This window comes from Kingella bonacorsii (assembly GCF_016623605.1).
Lineage (GTDB): Bacteria > Pseudomonadota > Gammaproteobacteria > Burkholderiales > Neisseriaceae > Kingella_B > Kingella_B oralis.
In genome coordinates, this window is record NZ_JAEHNZ010000004.1 from 39,705 (window position 1) to 58,004 (window position 18,300).

General features: G+C 50.4%; 22 protein-coding genes. 3 read left to right on the forward strand and 19 right to left on the reverse strand.

Features of this window, described 5'->3' with window-relative positions; genetic code table 11:
* Nucleotides 1–48 precede the first annotated feature (48 nt).
* The 8 genes from JDW22_RS10730 to JDW22_RS10765 form a co-directional block, all read right to left on the reverse strand.
* Nucleotides 49–2,391, reverse strand: a complete 2,343-nt coding sequence (locus tag JDW22_RS10730) for a type IV secretory system conjugative DNA transfer family protein (RefSeq protein WP_003793609.1) — start codon at nucleotides 2,389–2,391, stop codon at nucleotides 49–51.
* Nucleotides 2,392–2,420: 29 nt separating this feature from the next.
* Nucleotides 2,421–2,849 carry a single-stranded DNA-binding protein gene (locus JDW22_RS10735; RefSeq protein WP_003793606.1) on the reverse strand — a complete coding sequence of 143 codons (429 nt, stop codon included), beginning with the start codon at nucleotides 2,847–2,849 and terminating at the stop codon, nucleotides 2,421–2,423.
* 89 nt (nucleotides 2,850–2,938) lie between these two features.
* Nucleotides 2,939–3,511 (reverse strand): HNH endonuclease, encoded by a 573-nt coding sequence (locus tag JDW22_RS10740; protein WP_003793604.1) that lies wholly within the window; start codon nucleotides 3,509–3,511, stop codon nucleotides 2,939–2,941.
* Between the two features lie 81 nt (nucleotides 3,512–3,592).
* Nucleotides 3,593–4,120 (reverse strand): thermonuclease family protein, encoded by a 528-nt coding sequence (locus JDW22_RS10745; RefSeq protein ID WP_003793602.1) that lies wholly within the window; start codon nucleotides 4,118–4,120, stop codon nucleotides 3,593–3,595.
* Between the two features lie 74 nt (nucleotides 4,121–4,194).
* Nucleotides 4,195–5,361 (reverse strand): ATPase, T2SS/T4P/T4SS family, encoded by a 1,167-nt coding sequence (locus JDW22_RS10750; RefSeq protein ID WP_200523062.1) that lies wholly within the window; start codon nucleotides 5,359–5,361, stop codon nucleotides 4,195–4,197.
* A gap of 64 nt (nucleotides 5,362–5,425) precedes the next feature.
* A complete protein-coding gene (virB10, locus tag JDW22_RS10755) occupies nucleotides 5,426–6,778 on the reverse strand; it encodes a type IV secretion system protein VirB10 (protein WP_003793598.1) in 1,353 nt (450 codons plus the stop codon).
* A 23-nt stretch (nucleotides 6,779–6,801) separates the two neighbouring features.
* Nucleotides 6,802–7,689, reverse strand: coding sequence for a TrbG/VirB9 family P-type conjugative transfer protein (locus JDW22_RS10760; RefSeq protein WP_200523063.1), 888 nt, complete (start codon nucleotides 7,687–7,689; stop codon nucleotides 6,802–6,804).
* Nucleotides 7,686–8,390 carry a virB8 family protein gene (locus tag JDW22_RS10765; RefSeq protein ID WP_003793594.1) on the reverse strand — a complete coding sequence of 235 codons (705 nt, stop codon included), beginning with the start codon at nucleotides 8,388–8,390 and terminating at the stop codon, nucleotides 7,686–7,688. Before JDW22_RS10765 ends, JDW22_RS10760 begins: the two co-directional genes overlap by 4 nt.
* 57 nt (nucleotides 8,391–8,447) lie before the next feature.
* Between JDW22_RS10765 and JDW22_RS10770 the strand changes: the two genes are divergently transcribed.
* A complete protein-coding gene (locus tag JDW22_RS10770) occupies nucleotides 8,448–8,639 on the forward strand; it encodes a hypothetical protein (protein ID WP_003793592.1) in 192 nt (63 codons plus the stop codon).
* Here the strand turns inward: JDW22_RS10770 and JDW22_RS10775 are convergent.
* From JDW22_RS10775 to rpsU, 11 genes are all read right to left on the reverse strand, one after another.
* Nucleotides 8,622–9,032, reverse strand: coding sequence for a hypothetical protein (locus tag JDW22_RS10775; protein WP_003793590.1), 411 nt, complete (start codon nucleotides 9,030–9,032; stop codon nucleotides 8,622–8,624). The genes JDW22_RS10770 and JDW22_RS10775 overlap by 18 nt on opposite strands.
* A 39-nt stretch (nucleotides 9,033–9,071) precedes the next feature.
* Complete coding sequence (locus JDW22_RS10780) at nucleotides 9,072–10,049, reverse strand: type IV secretion system protein (RefSeq protein WP_200523064.1); 978 nt, start codon at nucleotides 10,047–10,049, stop codon at nucleotides 9,072–9,074.
* Between the two features lie 47 nt (nucleotides 10,050–10,096).
* Nucleotides 10,097–10,741: a type IV secretion system protein gene (locus JDW22_RS10785; RefSeq protein ID WP_081446071.1), complete on the reverse strand. Its 645-nt coding sequence runs from the start codon at nucleotides 10,739–10,741 to the stop codon at nucleotides 10,097–10,099.
* 83 nt (nucleotides 10,742–10,824) lie between these two features.
* Complete coding sequence (locus tag JDW22_RS10790; protein WP_003793585.1) at nucleotides 10,825–11,301, reverse strand: hypothetical protein; 477 nt, start codon at nucleotides 11,299–11,301, stop codon at nucleotides 10,825–10,827.
* 102 nt (nucleotides 11,302–11,403) lie between these two features.
* Nucleotides 11,404–13,800, reverse strand: a complete 2,397-nt coding sequence (locus JDW22_RS10795) for a VirB4 family type IV secretion/conjugal transfer ATPase (RefSeq protein ID WP_235965492.1) — start codon at nucleotides 13,798–13,800, stop codon at nucleotides 11,404–11,406.
* A complete protein-coding gene (locus JDW22_RS10800; protein ID WP_040558259.1) occupies nucleotides 13,706–14,146 on the reverse strand; it encodes a VirB3 family type IV secretion system protein in 441 nt (146 codons plus the stop codon). The genes JDW22_RS10795 and JDW22_RS10800 overlap by 95 nt, the downstream gene beginning before the upstream one ends.
* A 73-nt stretch (nucleotides 14,147–14,219) precedes the next feature.
* Nucleotides 14,220–14,588: a TrbC/VirB2 family protein gene (locus tag JDW22_RS10805; protein ID WP_003793579.1), complete on the reverse strand. Its 369-nt coding sequence runs from the start codon at nucleotides 14,586–14,588 to the stop codon at nucleotides 14,220–14,222.
* A gap of 228 nt (nucleotides 14,589–14,816) precedes the next feature.
* Nucleotides 14,817–15,671 carry a lytic transglycosylase domain-containing protein gene (locus JDW22_RS10810; RefSeq protein WP_200523065.1) on the reverse strand — a complete coding sequence of 285 codons (855 nt, stop codon included), beginning with the start codon at nucleotides 15,669–15,671 and terminating at the stop codon, nucleotides 14,817–14,819.
* Nucleotides 15,672–15,986: 315 nt separating this feature from the next.
* On the reverse strand, nucleotides 15,987–16,109 hold the full coding sequence (locus JDW22_RS14010; protein WP_268884242.1) for a hypothetical protein: 123 nt from the start codon (nucleotides 16,107–16,109) through the stop codon (nucleotides 15,987–15,989).
* Nucleotides 16,110–16,243: 134 nt separating this feature from the next.
* Nucleotides 16,244–16,687, reverse strand: coding sequence for a GatB/YqeY domain-containing protein (locus JDW22_RS10815; protein ID WP_200523066.1), 444 nt, complete (start codon nucleotides 16,685–16,687; stop codon nucleotides 16,244–16,246).
* Between the two features lie 123 nt (nucleotides 16,688–16,810).
* Nucleotides 16,811–17,023, reverse strand: coding sequence for a 30S ribosomal protein S21 (gene rpsU / locus JDW22_RS10820; protein WP_003794050.1), 213 nt, complete (start codon nucleotides 17,021–17,023; stop codon nucleotides 16,811–16,813).
* Nucleotides 17,024–17,317: 294 nt separating this feature from the next.
* Between rpsU and JDW22_RS10825 the strand changes: the two genes are divergently transcribed.
* Complete coding sequence (locus JDW22_RS10825) at nucleotides 17,318–17,539, forward strand: zinc-finger domain-containing protein (protein WP_200523067.1); 222 nt, start codon at nucleotides 17,318–17,320, stop codon at nucleotides 17,537–17,539.
* Between the two features lie 2 nt (nucleotides 17,540–17,541).
* Nucleotides 17,542–18,234, forward strand: a complete 693-nt coding sequence (locus JDW22_RS10830) for an epoxyqueuosine reductase QueH (protein ID WP_200523068.1) — start codon at nucleotides 17,542–17,544, stop codon at nucleotides 18,232–18,234.
* The last annotated feature ends 66 nt before the right edge of the window (nucleotides 18,235–18,300 follow it).

The following is an 18,300-nucleotide window of genomic DNA, read 5'->3' on the forward strand; positions in this document are numbered from 1 at the left end:
AGCCTGAAACGTTGTGATGCGTTTCAGGCTGCCTTTTATGTGTGATGTTTACCCGCTTTGCCAATCATCATCTTGCGAATAATCCTGCGCTTCCCACTCGTCATCGTCATCAGCGGAACTGGCGGGAATGGCATCAATCATAGCTTCCAGGCTTTGGGATGGATTCTTCATGCCGCTTGCCAGCACGCTCATGCACGTTGGCATATCGTCAAGCCGCCACAGGTTTTGGATACCAGTGGCAAACTGACCGAGTTTTTCATTGCCGTCCACATTGGGGAAATCGGCAAGGTTTTGGCTCATGCCTAAGGCAAGTTCATTGACTAGGTGTTGGGCAAACGGGTCTTTATTGTTTGCTGTTTCAATCTGAATTTCATGCTGTTTGAGTGGTTTGGCTTTTTTCTCCTTCTTGGGGACGACATAACGCACTTTGCTCAAAGTGGGCTCCACGATTGGGATAGTGGGCGGTGGAATTTTGGCACGCTCTTTGAATAGCGGGTCATCGTAATAGCGGATTTTGTCGGCATAAATCGGGGGCATGGCGGCCATATCCAAAATGCACTTATCCATCGGCATTTGCTTGATTTCCGTGTCGTACATCAAGGCGCGTTTTTGCTCGCTGATGCTTTGGCTGTGGCTCGTGCCTCTGCCTGTACTGCGGCTTTTGGATTTGGCTTTCACGGTTTCGTTGCCCAAAATCTCGCTGTATTCCTTGGCTTCGGTTTGGTCGCGCGGGGTAAACATCACGCGGCAGGCGAAGTTGGTAAAAAACGTACGGGCGTTTTCGCGCCCGTAAACGGCTTCAATTTGCGCGGGCGATTGCACGATTATCATCAGCCGCAGCCCATAGCCTGCCACATACGACACGCCATCCATAATAGCGGGCACGTTGCCCAACGCGGTGAACTCATCCATCAGCAAAAGGCATTGATGGGGCAGCGTGGTTTTGCCTGTTGCAGGGTTGAGGTTGTTTTCAGGCAGCCCTTGTTCTACGTTCACGTTGATTAACTGGCTGAAAAATAGGTTGGTTAAGCGGGCAAACGTGCCTGTTTCGGTGGGTTTGATGCCAAGGTAGACGGTCATGCGGCAGCGGCGGATGTCGTCCAAACGGAAATCATCGTCAGAGGTTACGGCTTCCACAATTGGGTCTAAAAAGATGCCCAAAGGCTGCGTAAACGTCGAGATGATGTCGGCGTTGGTTTTGGCATTGCCGTTGGCAAAATCGGCTAGCAGGGTATGGCAGGCATCGCTTAATGGCGCTTCGGACTGGGCGCGGTAATCCAGTTCAGATTTGAGCCATGCTTGTAGATTGTTGCTGGTTTCCTCATTGCTATCACTTTCTTGTTGGTTGGACGAGTGGGATACGCTATGGGTTTGGGTGGCTAAACGGTAGAGATAGCCTAGTGAACTGCGCTGTTTGTAATCCGCATCGCGTGTGGGGCGTTCGGCTTCGGTTTCAATCATGTAAAGCGACAAACCCACAAACAGTTTGCGCGCGCTTTCTATCCAAAAGGCATTGCCGTTTTTACCACCGCCGTCCATGGGATACATAATGGCGGCCATATTGGATAAATCGCGGTAGGTAAACAGCGGATTGCGTGAAATGTAGGTAAACGGATTCCAGCGGTGGCTGCAAATGTTTTGGCTTAATTTTTCGGCTTGTTGCGCCAGTTGGGCAACATGGTCGGCATCGCTCACGATATTGCCGTGCTCATCGCGCTCTTCAAACGCGGCTTTGCTGATGCCGGGCATTAAACCGCCCGGATTGAACAGGAACACTTTTTGCCCTGCTTGGGCACGAAAGCCTGCGGTGAGCAGGAAGTTTTCAAATTTAGGGTCGTAAACCACCATGCTGTCGCGGTAGTTGAGGCAGTTGGGCACAATAATGGATACGCCTTTACCTGCGCGGGTACGGGCGGCAACCAACACAAATCCGTTGTCCATCCAGCGCAATAATTGCCCTTTGTATTTGCCCAATAGCAATGCGGGATATTCGGCTTGGTCGGTTTGTTTTTGGTTTCTCTTATCGGCAGGCTTTCCAATCTTGGGTTTGTTCAGCAAACCTGCCTGGAATATTTCGGCACGGTTGGCAAATCGCGCCGAGCCGTGTAACTCGCGTTTGGGTTTCATGAACGTGGCAACCAGTATCATCAGCGCGGGCGCAAGCGTGATAATGCCTGCCAAGGCACATGATGCGATAAACGCGGTGTGCATGGTGGGCGACATTTGATGGGTGTGGGCAAAATAGCGGGGCAATACGCCTAGGCTGGCGGGTGTTTTTAACGCTTGCCAACGAGTAAACAGCATGGCGCCCAAAAACAAACCGCCCAAGGCAGCGGGCGGCGTGAGAATAATGCCCAGTATCACTAGGGGCTTTTTGGAAGGTTCGGACATGGTAGGCAGCCTGAAAATAAGTGGGACGGTTAGAGGTATTGGTGCATGGTTTCGTCAATATCATCATCGGCGGGTGGCGGGTTTTCAGGCTGCGTTGAGGCGTTCTCATTCTTTTTGGCTTTATTTTTACTTTCTATGGTTTTGATGCTTTTGCCTTTCACTTCATAACCACGTTTCACTTCGCCTGTTTGCGTGTTGATGTATTCATAAGACCAAACGCTGCCCCATATTTCCACACAATCGCCTTGTTTGAGAAATGAAGCAGCAAATTGAGCAGGCTGCCCAACCAGCTTCACAGCAAACCATTCTGTGTGTTCAATGGGGTTGCCGTTTTTATCTTTACGTTTGTCTTGGCAGGAAACGGATAATTTGGCGTGGGCGGTGCCGTCTTGAAAAAAGCCGATTTTGGGGTCTTGCCCAAGGTAACCAATAAGGTGGAAGGTGTTGTCGTAGGGCATGGGGGTGTCCTTTCGGGGAGTGGATGAAAATGGGGTGTAGGTAGTTGTATAGAGATGAAGAAAGACAGCCTGAAACGGTGGGTAGAGTTTCAGGCTGCCTTATTATTTGCCAGCAGCTTTTCGGTCTCTTTACGCCAATGCACGGCAATCGCATCCAGCTCGCTGGCAGTGGGTTTGGTTTGCGGTTGGTTTTTCAGTTCAATCAGTGCATCAATGGCTTCACGCCTAATTTTGCTTTCCAACCAACGGGCAGCTTCGGGCACGTCTTTGCTGTACCAAAAGTTATGGCAATGGTGGCAAAGGGCGGCGGCGTTGTCGGGATGAAAACGAATTGCCCAATGGCGACGGCTAAAATGATGGCTACACTGCAAACCCGTAGATTGTGCGGTGTAGCTTGTGCCGCAATGTTCGCATTGATAGTTGGCGCGGGCGCGGATGTAGTCGCTAAATGCGGCATCGGCTGCATTGCGGGTAAAGGTTTCAAAGTGGGCTTTGCCTGTGTCTTTGAGGGCTTTATCTAGGGCTTTGATGGTGGCGATGGCTTCGCTCAATGCGTCATAGAGTGCGGGCTGATTGCATTCTTTGGCGGTGCGTCGCCATGTTTGCAAGCTAATCAGCGTGTTGGCGGTGTCGTCTCGGTCTTTGAGGGTGATAATGGTCATGGGGTGTCCTGCGAAAAAGGCAGCCTGAAACGGTGGAATGGGTTTCAGGCTGCCTTGTAGTTTGAAGGGTGTGGAATGGCGTTATTTATTCATTCTGCGCCACTGGCTCGGCTCAATCGGATTCGCATCGCGCCACAATCCTAATTTAGCTGCGCGTGCATTCTTTTCTTCTTGTGCGTACTGTGTACCACCATAACGGCGATATGCCCATGCAAAGCCGTCTTTCACCATCTGCTGATTGACGTTCAGGCTGCCCAGTTGAATATCGGCAACGGTGCGCCCGTAGCGGTCGGTATCCGTGATATTGAGGGTAACGGTTTGGTTGTACACCAAATCGGATAGATGCTTTTTCGCCTGCTGCCCAAAGGATTGTTGCTTTTCGGGGGCATCAATCGCATGGAGGCGGACTTTAATTGGTTGCTTGGCGGCGGTGAGACAAGTGAGCGTATCGCCATCGGCAATGCCTACCACGCGACAGGTGGTGGGTTGAGCGGTGGTTGGGGTGCTGTTGGCAAATGATGGGCGGTGGCTAGTGGCATAAGCAAGGGCTGCGCTGGCGAGGGTGGTTAGGATGGCTAGCGTGGGTTTATGTTTGAGTGGGTTGAGCATGGTGATAATTCTTTGGTTTAGTAAAGGCAGCCTGAAACGCAAAAAATGGTTTTCAGGCTGCCTTGTTGTATTCCCTACACCCGCCCACGCAGCGCGTAATACGTCGCCACTGGGTCATAATACAATTCGGTCATGTAGGTATGTTTGAAGAAACACACCACGTCAATCGTGGCGCGCACGGTGTTGAGAATGTACTCATACGGCATGGATTTACCTGCGGCGGATTCCATGGCGAGCTGGGCGATGCGGTAATGCACGCTGCGCGCATCGTTGGCGTGGACGGAAGTAAGACCGCCGGGGTGGCCGGTGTTGAGCGCGGAGAGATAATCCCACGCTTCGTCGCCGCGCAGCTCGGTCAGCAGGATGCGGTCGGGTTTTAAGCGCATACAGGCAGCGATGATTTGCTTGGCCGTAATATGTTCTTTGTAGAACAAATGGGCATGATTGGGGTGGTTAGGCGTGTCTAGCTCGTGGGTGTCTTCAATGGTAATTAGGCGGGTATCGCTGGGGATTAAATCCACTAGCGATTTGGTAAACGTGGTTTTGCCCGAACCGGTGCCGCCTACCATGCAGATGTTGAGTTTGCGGTCGATAGCGATTTGAAAAAAGGTGTTTAAGTCGCGGTTGGCTTTGGCTTCGAGCATTTGGTACTGCCAGTCGGCCAAGGGCACGTCGTGTGGCAGCTTCATTTGGTCGGCGATGTCGGCGAAGTGGTGGCTGTTTTGGTGTAGGGCTTCTTGGGTGGTTTCGGAGGCGGCTTCGGCGGGGTTTTCAGGCTGCTTTTGATGCTGCCTGAAATCTTCTGCTTTGCCGTGTTCGGAATAGTCCACGAAGGCTTGTAGGCGATTGGTTTTAATGTAATCGCCTAGGCTGAATCGGCTGGTGGAAGGTTTGCGAATGGCGAATACGGCGGTTTTGTCTTCGCAGCTTGGTGGGAACATGATGTGTCCGCGCTCGCCGTCGGGGAGGGTTACGGAGTGGATAGGGTTGGCGGCGTTAATATGCTTGCTGTTGAAGTTGGCTAGCGCGTTAGCCAACTGGTGAAGCTGGTCTAGGCTGAGGTTAGGGGTTTCTATACGCTCCACACCGAAGCTGCCTTCGATGAATAATTCATGCGGACGGTTAATCATGATTTCGGTCAAACCGTCGCGGGCGAGCAGTTCGCTGATACCGAGATTGTCCAGAAAATTGCGGGCGGCAGCATCGGATTGGATAAGAGGTTTGGTTAGGGTGGATTGCATGGGTTTTTCCAAAAAAAATTAGGCAGCCTGAAAGCGGAACCCGCTGTTTCAGTCTGCCTTTGCGTTACTGGCGAATCTTGGCATCTCCTGCATCCAATGTAAGCAGATGCGGATTGACGCGCTCATACACGCCGCCAAAGTCCACATCGCGCGCCACAATGATGTTGATGAAGCTGCCTTGGTTCACATAGCCCGTGGGCGGGATGTTGATGCTGTTTTTCAGGGCTTCGGTTGCCATGTCCTGTGCCGATTGTGAGGTGTTGTCAAAATTGAAGGTTTGACCGTTGCCATTACTGTTCTTGCGATTGCCGGCATAGTTGCCCAAGTCGCCAATCAGGCTAATCATGATTGCGCCGCCGAAGCGTTGCCAAAAGTGGTATTTCACGTTTGCGCCGATGCCTGCTTCGCCCAGTTGTCCTGCCGAGGGGCTGGCAAGATTCACTCGCACACCGTAAGGCGTTTCCACTTCGTTCCATAGGGCAAAAATACGAGCCTGCCCTTGCAACAATGCAGCGGTTTGCTCGCCGGTGATTTTGCTGCCGCGTTCCAGCAACAGCACTTTGCCGTTGGCGGAATACACGTCCTTATTGACAATGCAACGGGTAAAACCTGCTTGGGTGGTAACAATCCGCGTTTGCAACGTACAAGGAATGTTTGTGCCTTTGGCAAGGAGATAATCGCTGTTGGCTCGGCGCATGGCGCGAACACCGGCGGTTTGAGTCGGATTAAGTTGAGCAGCGAAACGGTTACCGCTGGATGCCGGGTTACTGTCGTCGCTTTGCAAACCGCTCATTTCGCTTTCGCTGATGGGCGGGATGCCTTCACTGTTGTTGCCGGCAAGCAGTTTGGCTTGGGCGGCGGCATCATTCGTTGCGCTTTCTGTGCCTATGCTGCCTGTGCCACCATCGTTGCCCACCAATATTTCGCCCAGCAAACGGCGGTCTTTGGGTGGCGGTTCGGAGGCGGCAACGGTTTCCGCTTGGACGTATGCCACGCTTGGCGTGCTGGCTACGTCTGGCGTGATGCCTTCGGGCGCGGATGCTTCAACTTCGGCTTCTTGTTGCGCATCTAACTCGCGTTTGATTTTAGCTTGTTCAGCAGCAAAATCGTATTGTCGGTCATTGCTTACTTCGGGCTTTTTCTCCTCAGCGGGCGGTTCGGTCGGAGTGCGGTTTACCCACATCATCATAAAGGCAATCGCCAAACCTGTGCCCAACAAGGCGACGCCGCCCAATATCATTTTTTGCGGGCTGGAACTTTTGCCGCCCATGCTTTCTACATCGGCAACACCGCCTTCAATATTGATGTCGCCCACTTTGTCGTGCATGGTGGGTTGGTCGGCCGGTTGAACGGCGATTTCAGGCTGCCTGAAATCACCATCACTTTGTTTTTTGCGGAAACGGTTCAATAATCCCATCGGGGTATTCCTTTCTGTATTGGCTATTTCACGAGCCGCACGCTTTCGCCATCGTCTGTACCGTGGCGGTTGAACGTGCCCGTGGCGTTGTAGCTGCGGTTTTCAATGCCGAGCACCGATTTACCCGAACGCAAGATAAATTTGGCAGCGGTTTCATGCACCACGATGGTATCGCCTTCGGTATGGCTATCGGTCAGGCTTTCGCTGCCGTCTGCATTGATGCGGTAAATCACAGGCAAGGTGCGCCCGTTGTTAAAGCGGAAATAAGTAAAGCGTCCGTTGTCCCACATGGTGGTAGGCGCAAGGGTTTTGTCGCCATAACCCCAGTAATTGCGGTTATCACCCATCGCTTGAACGCCCCCTGATTGTTGCAAGGCTTGCTCGGCAGCATGGCGTTTGGCGGCTTTGGCGGCACGCGCTTGGCGAATCTCTTCGGGGTAACGAAAGCGCAAAATGTAGGTAGGCGGTTGCTTATTGCTGGCCAGCTTCAAATCAAAGGCGTAGGTACGTTTGTTGGAAACCACAATCAGGTTGGTAACGGGTTTTTCCTCCACGGGCTTGAAAATGATGTTGTTGCCACGCACCGCCAATTTCCAAGCCAGTGCGTCACCCATGCCTGTTAGCGAGGATTGCGTATCTAAAAACTCGCCATCAGCCAGTTGCACCATCGCCGCGCGTCCCACTTGCGCGTAAATCGGATAAACCTTTTGATTGGAATAATCCTCGGTGCGGATGCGCGGGTCGGCAAAGGCAAGCGTGGGCAACAAAAAAGCCGCTAGGGTTAAGCGGCGGATGATGGGTTGAAATGTGTGTGGTGCGTTTGGTTTGTACCAAAACTTTAATCCGTTTTGGCTACGCCCAAATGCGCTGCGCTTGTTTTCAGGCTGCCTGAAATGGATGGGTGGCATCATTGCACGGTCTCCTTATCGGTGCGCCAACTGGTTACTGTAAAGCCCAATGGGTTGATTAGGCGGGCTTCGTCTGATAGCGCCTCATCGCGGTATTCGTAGGTGATGGTGGCAACGTAGCGTTGTGGTTCAATCACTTGCTTATCGGCCGTGAGCGGAATCATGGTTTTTTCATAACGCACTTGCGCGGTTTTGCCAATGAAACTAATGGATAGAATTTTGATGTTGATGCGGAATTTGTCGGCTAAAACTTTATGTGGCGCGTTGGGGCTGTCTTTGTAGAGCCGAACCAACTCGGTTTGCAATGCACCATCCGACATCAATGCCGTTGCATCAAACGTATCTTGTACCGAATACCAATCATAGCCTTCACGGTATTTTACATACGCCGATAAGTTGGCTTTATCAATGACTTCGCCATAGCTTTGCTGCTGATTTTTAATCATGGTTACAATATCGGTTGCGCCTGTGTTGTTGTCCACGCGCACCAAAAAGGGCACAACGGTTTTAAGCGGCGTCAAACCCGCCACCGCGCCTACGGCGATGCCTGTAATCAGCAAACACACACCGCAGATACGCCAAGCAATCTTGGCGTTTTTGCGCACGCGCTCGATTTCGGATGATTCAAAAATACGCGCCGCTTCAATGAATTTGAGCGGCGTTTTAAATTTGGTTTGAGTGTTGGAAGGAGAAGTTTGGCTCATGATGATTATTCTGCGGTTGAGGTTGAATGAGATGCGGATTGAGAAGCAGGCACGTTAATGGGAAAAGGCGTGCCATACGGTTTGGGCGGGTTATGGGAACAGGCAGATAACCAAAAAACCGCCGCAAGGGCAGCAAAACAATATTTGAAACGTTTGGGCATAATTTTTCTTTCAAAAATAAAACGCCTTGTGGTGAAACAAGGCGTTGGGTTTAAAACAAACGGAAGCACTCTATCGGCGACTAAATAACGCCATCAAAAAGGTAACGGTGGCAATAAGCATCATCATCAATAATGTAACCGGCCATGCAAACCACCAAAAAATAATATGGCACAAGAAAAAGCCGCCCACATTTTCCAAGGTGTCATGGAAGGGATGAAATTCCATATTCAAGCCTTCGGTAAAATAGGCGGTAATCAACAAGCCTGTAATAAATTGAACAATCGTAGCCGAAAGCAAAAAAGCCGCGAAAGCAACATCGGCCGGATGGTCAATCCAACGATTAAGCACATGATAGCGCAGATATTCCGAAACAAAATAAGTCGTTCCCCACGATAAGGCGAAGGCAGCAATCAATACAATCCAGCACCACCAAAACGCCAAATTTCCTTCTGAATCTCTAACCAGTCTTCCTAAATCCATGTTGCGCTCCTTGATTGATGATGTGTCATTTTAACCGATTTAGCCTTTTATTGAACCGCCACGCCCCCGCAATCGTCTCCACACACCGGCAGCACCTTTACCTGCCATTCTCATAGAGGATTTTGCCGCACCGGCCGCTTGGCGACCCGCCAAACCCGGTAAGCCCGCCCCTGCACCTTCTAGGCTTGCGCCGCCTGTTAATGCGGTTGCCATCGCTGGAACTTTCCATGCGGCCAAGACAAACAAAATCGTCATCGCCGTAAAGAGAATGATTAAGCCCAAAGCCACACCGATTGCTTCCATATTGCTTGCCTGTGTGATGGCCATTTTGGCATTGTCTATGTGTTCTTTGAATGTTTGGATTTCAATGCCCGCTAAAACGGACAACAAGCCTATGGTTAGAATGCTGTTTAGGCATTGGCCAATCCAGTTCATGCCATATTGCCGCGTGCCGGGAAACAGCATCGCACCGATAAACATCGGACCGACCATCAAATTGAGTGCCAATACAATTTTGGCAATCACCCAATAAGCAAATACGACTGAAAGCAAAACGTTGGTGCAAAAACGCAACCAGCCCTCAATAGCCCATAAGGCTAGGATATTGCCCGCATCCGTTATATCTAAATCCATGCGTGCCAGGTTTAATTGCGCACCAATCACATCCATGGCGAGAGCGGCACTATCAAACATTTTTATATCCACACTTTTACCAAAGGCTTGGGACAGGGTTTCAGGCATATTGTAGATAATTTGGGCGAGCGAGTTATATTGAGACGCATTAAAGGCAAAGGCGATAATGATTAACCAACCCATCATGCGCTTACTCAAATCCACAACGTTTTCATCTAATCCCCTGTTGTATGCGTCTAGCGCGATAATGACAATGTACAAGCAAAAACCTGATGCAAACAAAGGGGAAACATTGGAAATGAACGTACCGACATTGTTAAACAACTCGGTGCCAAATTTCACCACAAAGGTATCAGTTAAATCTTGAAAAACAGAAGAAACCATGGGTTGCCTTTCTTGCAGAAAAGCCCCGTTTGCACGGGGCTGTATTTTTAGCAGCCGTGCGCGTCCACACCTGCTTGTTTGGCAATGCCGCAGTGCATCGCATTGCGCGCCTGCTCGCGTTGCGCTTCTTTTTGCATTTCTACCATCTTCAACATATTGGTTACGTTGGCTTGGTTTTGCGCGATGATGCCGTTTTCAATCGCAATGCGGTTCGCCAAATCTGCGGCTGCTTTGGCATCTTTGGTTTTATTCACTTCGCCTATCATTCTTTCAAGATTATCAAGGCGGTTTTTAGAGTCTTTCGCCGCTTTGCTCATCATCTCAAACTGCTGCTCCATGGTTTTTTTGAAATTATTGGGGTCGTAACTCTTGGCAGAAGTGAGGTTTTTGAGGTCTTGCTTGGCAAAATCTGAATAAAACTCTTTCCATTCGCCATCAAACGCATCTTTAACTTGGGCTTTGATGCCGCCATAGTTGTTTTGGCTGGTAAGGGCTTTAACTTGATTTTTAAGTTGCTTGATGGATTCAGCCAGTTTTTCAACTTGCTGTCTGCCGTGCTCTACCTGTTGAAGGGCTTGCGTCAACACGGGAATATCGGTGGTAGGAATGCCGCCTGCCCATGCGCTGCCGCTCATCAGGCAGCCTGAAATCAAAGCGGCGCAAAGGGTTTTACGGATTAAGTTTGGTTTCATGGTAATACTCCAAAAAATGCCGCAGATGCGGCGAACAAAAAAACCGCCTCAATCAACAAGGCGGCGGTGGTGGAAAAGGTGGTTTAGAGACGGCTGGTTTTGAGTTCCAGCTTGGACGCATCGTATTTTTCAGCGCAAGAGGGGATGGTGGTTAGGGCTATCCACTCATCAGGGCCAATCATCGTAAAGTTGCCAATACTGCCCGCGCGTGCGCCGCTCTTGGTGTAGGTGGGGATGCTGTAAATAAAAGTGAAACTTTTGTTGGTTTTATTACGCACTTCGCCTGTTAAGCTCACCATGTCGCCGCCACTGGGTCGGCAACCATCTTTGTACACTTCTAGCTGCATATTGCGGGTTTCAAATTGCGCGGTGCTTTTGTTGGCAAGGGCAATGGTGGTTTTATCACCCGAATGGTTGTTGGCGGTGCTGCTGGTACTGCTTGTTGCGCCATTGAGCGTGCCGAGTGCTTGGTTGGCACTTTCTAACGCCGTGTTGAGTTCGGCACAGGATGCGGTAAGCAGCGTGGCGAGCAGTAATGGGATAAGGTTTTTTGATTTCATGGGATGCTTTCGGTTAAGGTTGAATAAGATTTTCAGGCTGCCTCATACGACGTAGGCAGCCTGAAAATCATTTGCGGATTGAAAAACAACTTGGATAAGCGGCTAGAACACTGCGCGCCCCTTGGTTGCTGCCATGATGAAGGGTTGATACCAATCGCGCACATCATCGCCATGCTCTGCCATGGTACGGTGCAAGAGTTCCACGTTGGCGGTATTGCCTGATAGCACGGCGATGGCTTCGTGCATACCGTGCAAATCCAGCTTGGCAAAGGCGGATTGCTTGGATTGTTTCACCAAGAAGGTGCGGCTTTCCAAGGGTAGTTTCACCAACTCTTCGTATTCCTTGCGTGAGATGCCACAGCGTTTGTAGCTGTTTTCATATTCCGCATCAGGGTTAGGCAGAAAGATTTTGGTGGGCGTTTGCTGCACAATCGCAGGGAAAATACGGCTGTTAATCGCATCTTCTGGCGATTGTGAAACCAAAATCAACCAGCCTTTGCGTTTGCGGTCGGTTTTGAGGATTTTGAGCATCAATTCCTCGGTTTGGCTAAACCGCAGCGGCCACCAAAACTCTTCAACAATGCTGGCCAAAAGCCCGTCTTGCTCCGCCACTTTATCCATCATCATATTGCGCAAATGGAACATATACGCCAATACAGGTGCGGTAGGCGGGTAGTCGTCTTTGAGAATATCGGTCAAATCAAAACCAACACGCCAAAAGTCGTTCGGGTCAAACAGGTTTGCCGGATTGTCCAAGCACCATGCAAAGCGTCCGTTTTCCGATTCACACCATTTAGCCAAGCGGTAATACAGGCAGTTATCATCGGCTAGCTTGGGTATCATTTGCAGCAGATGGCTGAACCGGCGCATTGACCAATCTAAATTCATGGTTGCATCCACCGCGTCTTGGATTTGTTTCTCTTCCGACGCGCTCAACCTGCCTGCTTCGTTTTGCCCGCAGATGCCCACCAGTGAATAAAGGAACTCACGGTTACTGGGTGTATCGGGCAATTGGAACGGATTAAGCCCTGTGGGCATCCCTGCTTCCAAGGCAAAGTAACTGCCGCCGATGGCGCGCATAAAGATTTCCATCCCCCTATCCAAATCCAACGCAAAAATATGCGGATTGAAACGTTCGGCAAAGGCAACCAAAGCACATTGCAACGTGGTTTTACCTGCGCCCGTTGCACCTAAAAGCAGGGTATGCCCTGCGATTAAGTCGCCGATGTTGTCTTCTTTGGGGTTGGAAAAATGGAAGTTGAAGTCGTACACGGTTTTTGAAACCGTCTGTAAAGGAATGATGGCAGAACCATCACCCAAAGGATTGCCTGATTTTTTGCCGTGTGAATAGTTATGGATGCCAAACGTGCACGCTAGGTTTTCCGTGGTCTTGGGAAAGGAGCGCGGACGGTCTTTGCTGCCCAACACTTGGCTAAACCATGTGGACGGCGCGGAATAACCTGCTTTCATAAAGCGATAAGCACCCGAGTTCAAAAAAGTAGAATAGGCGCGCGCACCGTTTTCAGCCGCTTTGGCAGGTGTATCGCCAAATACAACCAACGAGGCGGAATAGTCGCCAAACATAATGTCGCCCGAGGTCAAACGCCCCATGCCATCCACCAACTCTTCTTGCTGGCCGGTGGCGTGGTCATCCACCGATTGAAAGTTATGCAACTGGCGTTCTATTTTCTTTTGCATATCATAAGGGTTGATGAAAATCATGCTTTGCGTAAAGGTGAACTCACAAGGCAGGGTGAGAATGCTGGTGAGAATTTTGGGTTTAGATAAGCCAAAATCGCGCAAGTCATACAACAAGGCGTATTTCTTGCCACCACTTTCGGGGCGAATCTCGCAAATATCCGTGCCAAAGTGTAGGTTGGCAGCAGGAATGGTTTTGTAGGCAGATTGCGGTGTCAGCGGGATGTTTTCAGATTTGCCGCTGATTAAGCTACTTAAAAAACGATACACATCAGAAAACGGCATTTCGTTTTGATTTTGCCACGCGCTCAACACTTCGGGTTCATACGGGGCAAGAGCGCGAAGCAGGATTTGGATGTACTCTTCACATTCTTTGATGCCCGTGTCCATATCGCTGCTTTTGATGAGGAGCGATAGGTAGAAATAGTTTTCGTAATAATCCTCTTCACGAAAACGGCGCAGATAGTCTTGGCTAAACCGCTGGCAAAAAGCGGTATTGAAGTGGTATTCACGGTCAAAATTGATGCGCTCGCGTTTAAGCGTTGTCCATACTGCACCACGATTGCCGAGGCTTTTGCCTAGGCTGGTTAAAACGGCGCGCAGGTTGGCAAAATGGCTAAATAAATGGGTATCGTCCACACCGTCAAAGGGGATGCCATCCATGCGAATCACAAAGCCATAATGCCCTGTTTCGTAGAACACTACTTCATTGGTAACGTGTTGGCAGATTTTTGGCATGAAGTCGGCGGAGCTTGCCGTTTGATTGAGTGTTTTGCTCCAATAGTCGCTGGTAATTTTCATAGTCTTCTCTGTGTCGTCCGTATTTGCCTGCGTGTAGAGTGAAAGTGCCTAAACGTGCGCCCGATAAAATTCTGCGTAAAAGCCACTTGGCTTCTAAGGCGTAGATTCTGATGGCTTGGTCGTCGTTTTCGCTGATGGTTTTTAAGCCGAAGTAGATTGGAAGAATCAACCCCACAATGAGCAAGGCAGAACTGCCTATAAATTGCTGGGCTATCATGCCGATAAACATCAAGATGAAAAAACAAATGATGAGCGGCATAAGCGGCGCGCCTGCCAGCATGGCGGGGCGATTCATCCCGTTGTAAGTGGGATATTCAGTGTGAATGTCTTCTTGGTAGTCTGGCATGGTTTTCATCCTTGTTTTCAGGCTGCTTTATCCTGTAAACGAATAGGCAGCCTGAAAAGTATTTCAGGGTTAATTAACTGAATTTCATTTTGCCGCCTTCGGTGAACAAATAAGTGCCAAAGGCTATGGCCGCACCCGCGCCAAGAATCCACAAGCAAGTACCCAACACATCCATCCAGTCTTTTTTACGACTCGCACCTTGCACCATTTGCCAAATCAGTAGAACCGTACACACGATGCCTACTATGGTGTAAATACCATCGCGGATGTTTTCTACAATCTTGTTGGCTTGGTCAAAACCACCTGCCGCCATCGCTGCTTGTGCACCAAACACCAAAACAGCAGCCAACGCCACTTGTTTCATGTTGATGCGTGCCCATTGTTGCTTTGCTTCTTGCTGGCTATTGAGGCACATCAACATCAGCCGTTCTTTTAAATTCATGTTACAAACTCCAAAAAATAAACAAAAAAAATGCCACCCTTTCACTACTAGGGCAGCCTGAAAACGGCTTCACATCGCGCGAACAACCAACAATGCAAAACCGACCAAAGCCATACCCCGTTGATTTCAAAACATATCATCGGGGGCATGACATTTAGTTACGAAAAAAGCCACATTAGTTAGGGCTAACGTGGCTTTTGAATGGTTGAAAAAGAAAGGAAAACGAGACTAGAACTCGCCGAATACGTCCCATGCGGCGCGTGGTTTGGCAGGCTGGGTTTCTACGTTTGGTTGTGCGGGGGCATCATCGTATGACGGGATTTCAGGCTGCCGCAGTTCTGGCTGATAGGCAACAGCGCGAACCGCTTTGACTGCCTGTGCGTTGGCAGGTGGCGTGCGGTTAAAGTAAACCGACGGGGTAACGGGAACAGAATTGGTTTTGCCGGTTCTGCCGGGCGCAGCCAATGGCACAGCGGGGTTCACCGCTGGCACGTTGTATGCCAACAGTTGATGCTGGTTGTTTTCACGGGCGGCATTAAGAATTTTGACCACATAGGGCGGTTGCCCTTTGAAATCTGCTTTAAAGCCCGTACCAAAATTTCCGCTGTAATAACAGCTAAACGCTTTTTGCAGATGAGCCTGTGTTGCCCCACCCGCGCGCTTAAAGCACTCTTGCAAAATGGCTGCCCCAGTGGCGACGTTTTTGCAGGGATGGAACACGGTTTCATAGTTCAAACCAAAATGTGCCAAGTTTTTCTTGTTGATTTGCATCAGCCCCATGCTGAAATTGCGTCCTTCCCGATGCAGCTTGTTGGCGACGGCAATGGCTTCGCCCAACGTTTCAGGCTGCTTTTTAAGCGCGCCGCCGACTACACCAATTACAAAAGGGTTAAACTTGCTCTCCACCCGCGCCACCGCTTGCAAGGTATCGGGATGTACCGTGCTGCCGCATTGCTCGGCTAGCTGGTTAAACGAAACCCGCTGCGATGAGGCAGCGGGTTTGAGTGAGCGGGGTGTTTGAGCAGCCATCGTTTGAAAAGGCAAAGCGGTTGCCAGCAAAAGGGCAATGTTTTTTTTAAACATAATGAATCCTCGCAAAAAACAAAAACGAAAAAATCCACAAAAATCCGTGTAGATGTTTGCGTTTTGGCTCTTTTGCGCGTGTGTCCAATTTGTGCCTGAATGTGGCTGAATTAGACTGTTTTAGACTGTATTGTGCAGGTATTGACTCTTTAATAATCAATTAGTTAAAAATATAGTTCGGGACTGTTAATCCGCAGGTCGCTGGTTCGAGCCCAGCTCGGGGAGCTAAAAAAGCCAAGTTTTTCGAAACTTGGCTTTTTGCTGTTTGGATATTCAGATTCGGGCAACGGCTTGGGCAGCCTGAAACGCAACCGTTTACTTCGCCGCTTCCACACCGCCTTTAAGCTCGCCATAGGCTTGCGTATTGCCAGAACCCGCCGTGTTGGCGCAAGCTGCCAGCATCAGCGCTGCCCATGTCAAAACCAAAATATTCTTCATCACGATTCCTTCCGTCAAAAATACCGTTGATTAAAATAAATGAGACGGCGATTTTCATCAACCATACATTTTCAGGCTGCCTTCCGGCAAGCGCATCGGCAGTCTGAAACCCGTTATCGCGCAGCAAAACCCGCTTACGACAACTCCGCTTTCAACGCCTTGTTCACTTCCCCCATATCCGCCTTGCCTGCCAAGCGCGTTTTCAGCAGCCCCATCACCTTGCCCATGTCCGCCATGCCGCTCGCGCCCGTTTCGGCAACCGCTTTGGCGACTTCCGCCGCAATCGCTTCCGCCGACAGCATTTCGGGCAGATAGCCTTGCAGTACCGCAATTTCCGCGTTTTCCTTATCCGCCAAATCGGCGCGACCCGCATCGGCATAGATTTTCGCGCTGTCTTTGCGCTGCTTAATCATTTTGCCGATGATGGCCTGCACTTTGGCATCGTCCGCCTCGGTGCGCTCGTCCACTTCAAACTGCTTAATCGCCGCGTTCACCAAACGGATGGTGGACAGCGTGGCGCTGTCTTTGGCTTTCATGGCGGCTTTCATGTCTTCGGTTAATTTTGCTTTTAAAGTCATGCTGTTCTTCCTTGTAAACAAAAACACCGCAAACTCAAACGCTTGCGGTGTCGGTTAAAAATCATGGCGCGGCGGCAATCCTGCTGTGTATGTTTTCAGGCTGCCGAATGCGCGGGCGCAAAATCAGTACAATTTTGGCGGCAACTGTTGGCTGCGCAGGCGTTTTTGCAAGCGTTTAGCGGCTGCGGCTTTTTTGCGTTTGCGCTCGGTGGTCGGTTTTTCGTAGGCTTCGCGCGCGCGCAGTTCGGTCAAAAGACCGGTTTTTTCAATCGCGCGTTTAAAGCGGCGCATCGCAACTTCAAAGGGTTCGTTTTCTTTTACTTTAATAGAAGGCATTGTTTTTCATCCTTAAAAATGGGTTTAAATCAAAATAATTGTATCCAAGGTTTTCAGGCTGCCTGAAAGGGCGAGATACTGCGCCCTGATGATGCAAACATCACCTCCAAACTCAATCGGCATCGCGCTTGGCGCATACCGCAAAAAATTAAGCCGTCTAAACAACGGCATATCAAATCAAAACTGGGCGCGATTATCGCAGCGCGGCTGGCTTTTGTCAATGTTTGGGCAGCCTGAAACCGAGTTTTGCGCTAAAATGTACGTTTTTCAAAAATCAACACAAGGCACACAACCATGACCCACGCCACCACGCCACCCATTCAAATCACGCCGCAAGACTTGCCACTGCATTGCGATGGCTCAACCGCCACGCATCACGCATGGAACGGGCATCCGCGCGTATTCCTGCCCATTCAAGCCAACAGCAGCATAGAATGCCCCTACTGCGGCACCATCTATCAGCTCAACGGCGAATTGCCGCATCACCACGCCCCCACTCTTTCAGGCGGGCACTAACCATGAACACCCCGCGCGTAACCCCCATAGACCGCCCCAAGCTGGTGCTGCCCAACGGCGCAGACAAACTCCTGCTGCATTCGTGCTGCGCCCCCTGCTCGGGCGAAGTGATGGAAGCCCTGCTTGCCAGCGGCATTGACTACACCATTTATTTTTACAACCCCAACATCCATCCGCTCAAAGAATACGAAATCCGCAAAAACGAAAACATCCGCTTTGCCGAGCAACACGGCGTGCCGTTTATTGATGCCGATTACGACACCGAAAACTGGTTTGCTCGCGCCAAAGGCATGGAATACGAGCCCGAGCGCGGCATCCGCTGCACCATGTGTTTTGACATGCGCTTTGAACGCACCGCGCTGTATGCGCATGAACACGGCTTCAACGTGATTAGCAGCAGCCTAGGCATTTCTCGCTGGAAAAACATGGCGCAAATCAACGACTGCGGACACCGCGCCGCCGCGCATTATCCCAATATCGTGTATTGGGATTACAACTGGCGCAAGGGCGGCGGCTCAGCGCGTATGATAGAAATCAGCAAGCGCGAGCATTTTTATCAGCAGGAATACTGCGGCTGCGTGTACTCCCTGCGCGACACCAACGCATGGCGGCACGAAAAAGGACGCGAGGCGATTAAAATCGGCGTGAAGTATTACGGCGACGATGATGCCAACGATGCCAACGAAGGGCGGTAGGTTTTTGCTGCGTTCCATGTTTTCAGGCTGCCTTTGGTGAACATAGGCAGCCTGAAATGTTTGTTG

Bases quoted from the DNA above. Each gene is read 5' to 3' on its own strand.
- JDW22_RS10740 (WP_003793604.1), bottom strand. From the start codon at position 3,511: ATGACCATTATCACCCTCAAAGACCGAGACGACACCGCCAACACGCTG.
- JDW22_RS10735 (WP_003793606.1), bottom strand. From the start codon at position 2,849: ATGCCCTACGACAACACCTTCCACCTTATTGGTTACCTTGGGCAAGAC.
- JDW22_RS10825 (WP_200523067.1), top strand. From the start codon at position 17,318: ATGACCCACGCCACCACGCCACCCATTCAAATCACGCCGCAAGACTTG.
- JDW22_RS10745 (WP_003793602.1), bottom strand. From the start codon at position 4,120: ATGCTCAACCCACTCAAACATAAACCCACGCTAGCCATCCTAACCACC.
- JDW22_RS10790 (WP_003793585.1), bottom strand. From the start codon at position 11,301: ATGAAATCAAAAAACCTTATCCCATTACTGCTCGCCACGCTGCTTACC.
- JDW22_RS10805 (WP_003793579.1), bottom strand. From the start codon at position 14,588: ATGAATTTAAAAGAACGGCTGATGTTGATGTGCCTCAATAGCCAGCAA.
- JDW22_RS10810 (WP_200523065.1), bottom strand. From the start codon at position 15,671: ATGTTTAAAAAAAACATTGCCCTTTTGCTGGCAACCGCTTTGCCTTTT.
- JDW22_RS10730 (WP_003793609.1), bottom strand. From the start codon at position 2,391: ATGTCCGAACCTTCCAAAAAGCCCCTAGTGATACTGGGCATTATTCTC.
- JDW22_RS10800 (WP_040558259.1), bottom strand. From the start codon at position 14,146: ATGCCAGACTACCAAGAAGACATTCACACTGAATATCCCACTTACAAC.
- JDW22_RS10830 (WP_200523068.1), top strand. From the start codon at position 17,542: ATGAACACCCCGCGCGTAACCCCCATAGACCGCCCCAAGCTGGTGCTG.
- virB10 (WP_003793598.1), bottom strand. From the start codon at position 6,778: ATGGGATTATTGAACCGTTTCCGCAAAAAACAAAGTGATGGTGATTTC.
- rpsU (WP_003794050.1), bottom strand. From the start codon at position 17,023: ATGCCTTCTATTAAAGTAAAAGAAAACGAACCCTTTGAAGTTGCGATG.
- JDW22_RS10815 (WP_200523066.1), bottom strand. From the start codon at position 16,687: ATGACTTTAAAAGCAAAATTAACCGAAGACATGAAAGCCGCCATGAAA.
- JDW22_RS10785 (WP_081446071.1), bottom strand. From the start codon at position 10,741: ATGAAACCAAACTTAATCCGTAAAACCCTTTGCGCCGCTTTGATTTCA.
- JDW22_RS10795 (WP_235965492.1), bottom strand. From the start codon at position 13,800: ATGAAAATTACCAGCGACTATTGGAGCAAAACACTCAATCAAACGGCA.
- JDW22_RS14010 (WP_268884242.1), bottom strand. From the start codon at position 16,109: ATGAAGAATATTTTGGTTTTGACATGGGCAGCGCTGATGCTGGCAGCT.
- JDW22_RS10775 (WP_003793590.1), bottom strand. From the start codon at position 9,032: ATGGATTTAGGAAGACTGGTTAGAGATTCAGAAGGAAATTTGGCGTTT.
- JDW22_RS10765 (WP_003793594.1), bottom strand. From the start codon at position 8,390: ATGAGCCAAACTTCTCCTTCCAACACTCAAACCAAATTTAAAACGCCG.
- JDW22_RS10770 (WP_003793592.1), top strand. From the start codon at position 8,448: ATGGGAAAAGGCGTGCCATACGGTTTGGGCGGGTTATGGGAACAGGCA.
- JDW22_RS10750 (WP_200523062.1), bottom strand. From the start codon at position 5,361: ATGCAATCCACCCTAACCAAACCTCTTATCCAATCCGATGCTGCCGCC.
- JDW22_RS10780 (WP_200523064.1), bottom strand. From the start codon at position 10,049: ATGGTTTCTTCTGTTTTTCAAGATTTAACTGATACCTTTGTGGTGAAA.
- JDW22_RS10760 (WP_200523063.1), bottom strand. From the start codon at position 7,689: ATGATGCCACCCATCCATTTCAGGCAGCCTGAAAACAAGCGCAGCGCA.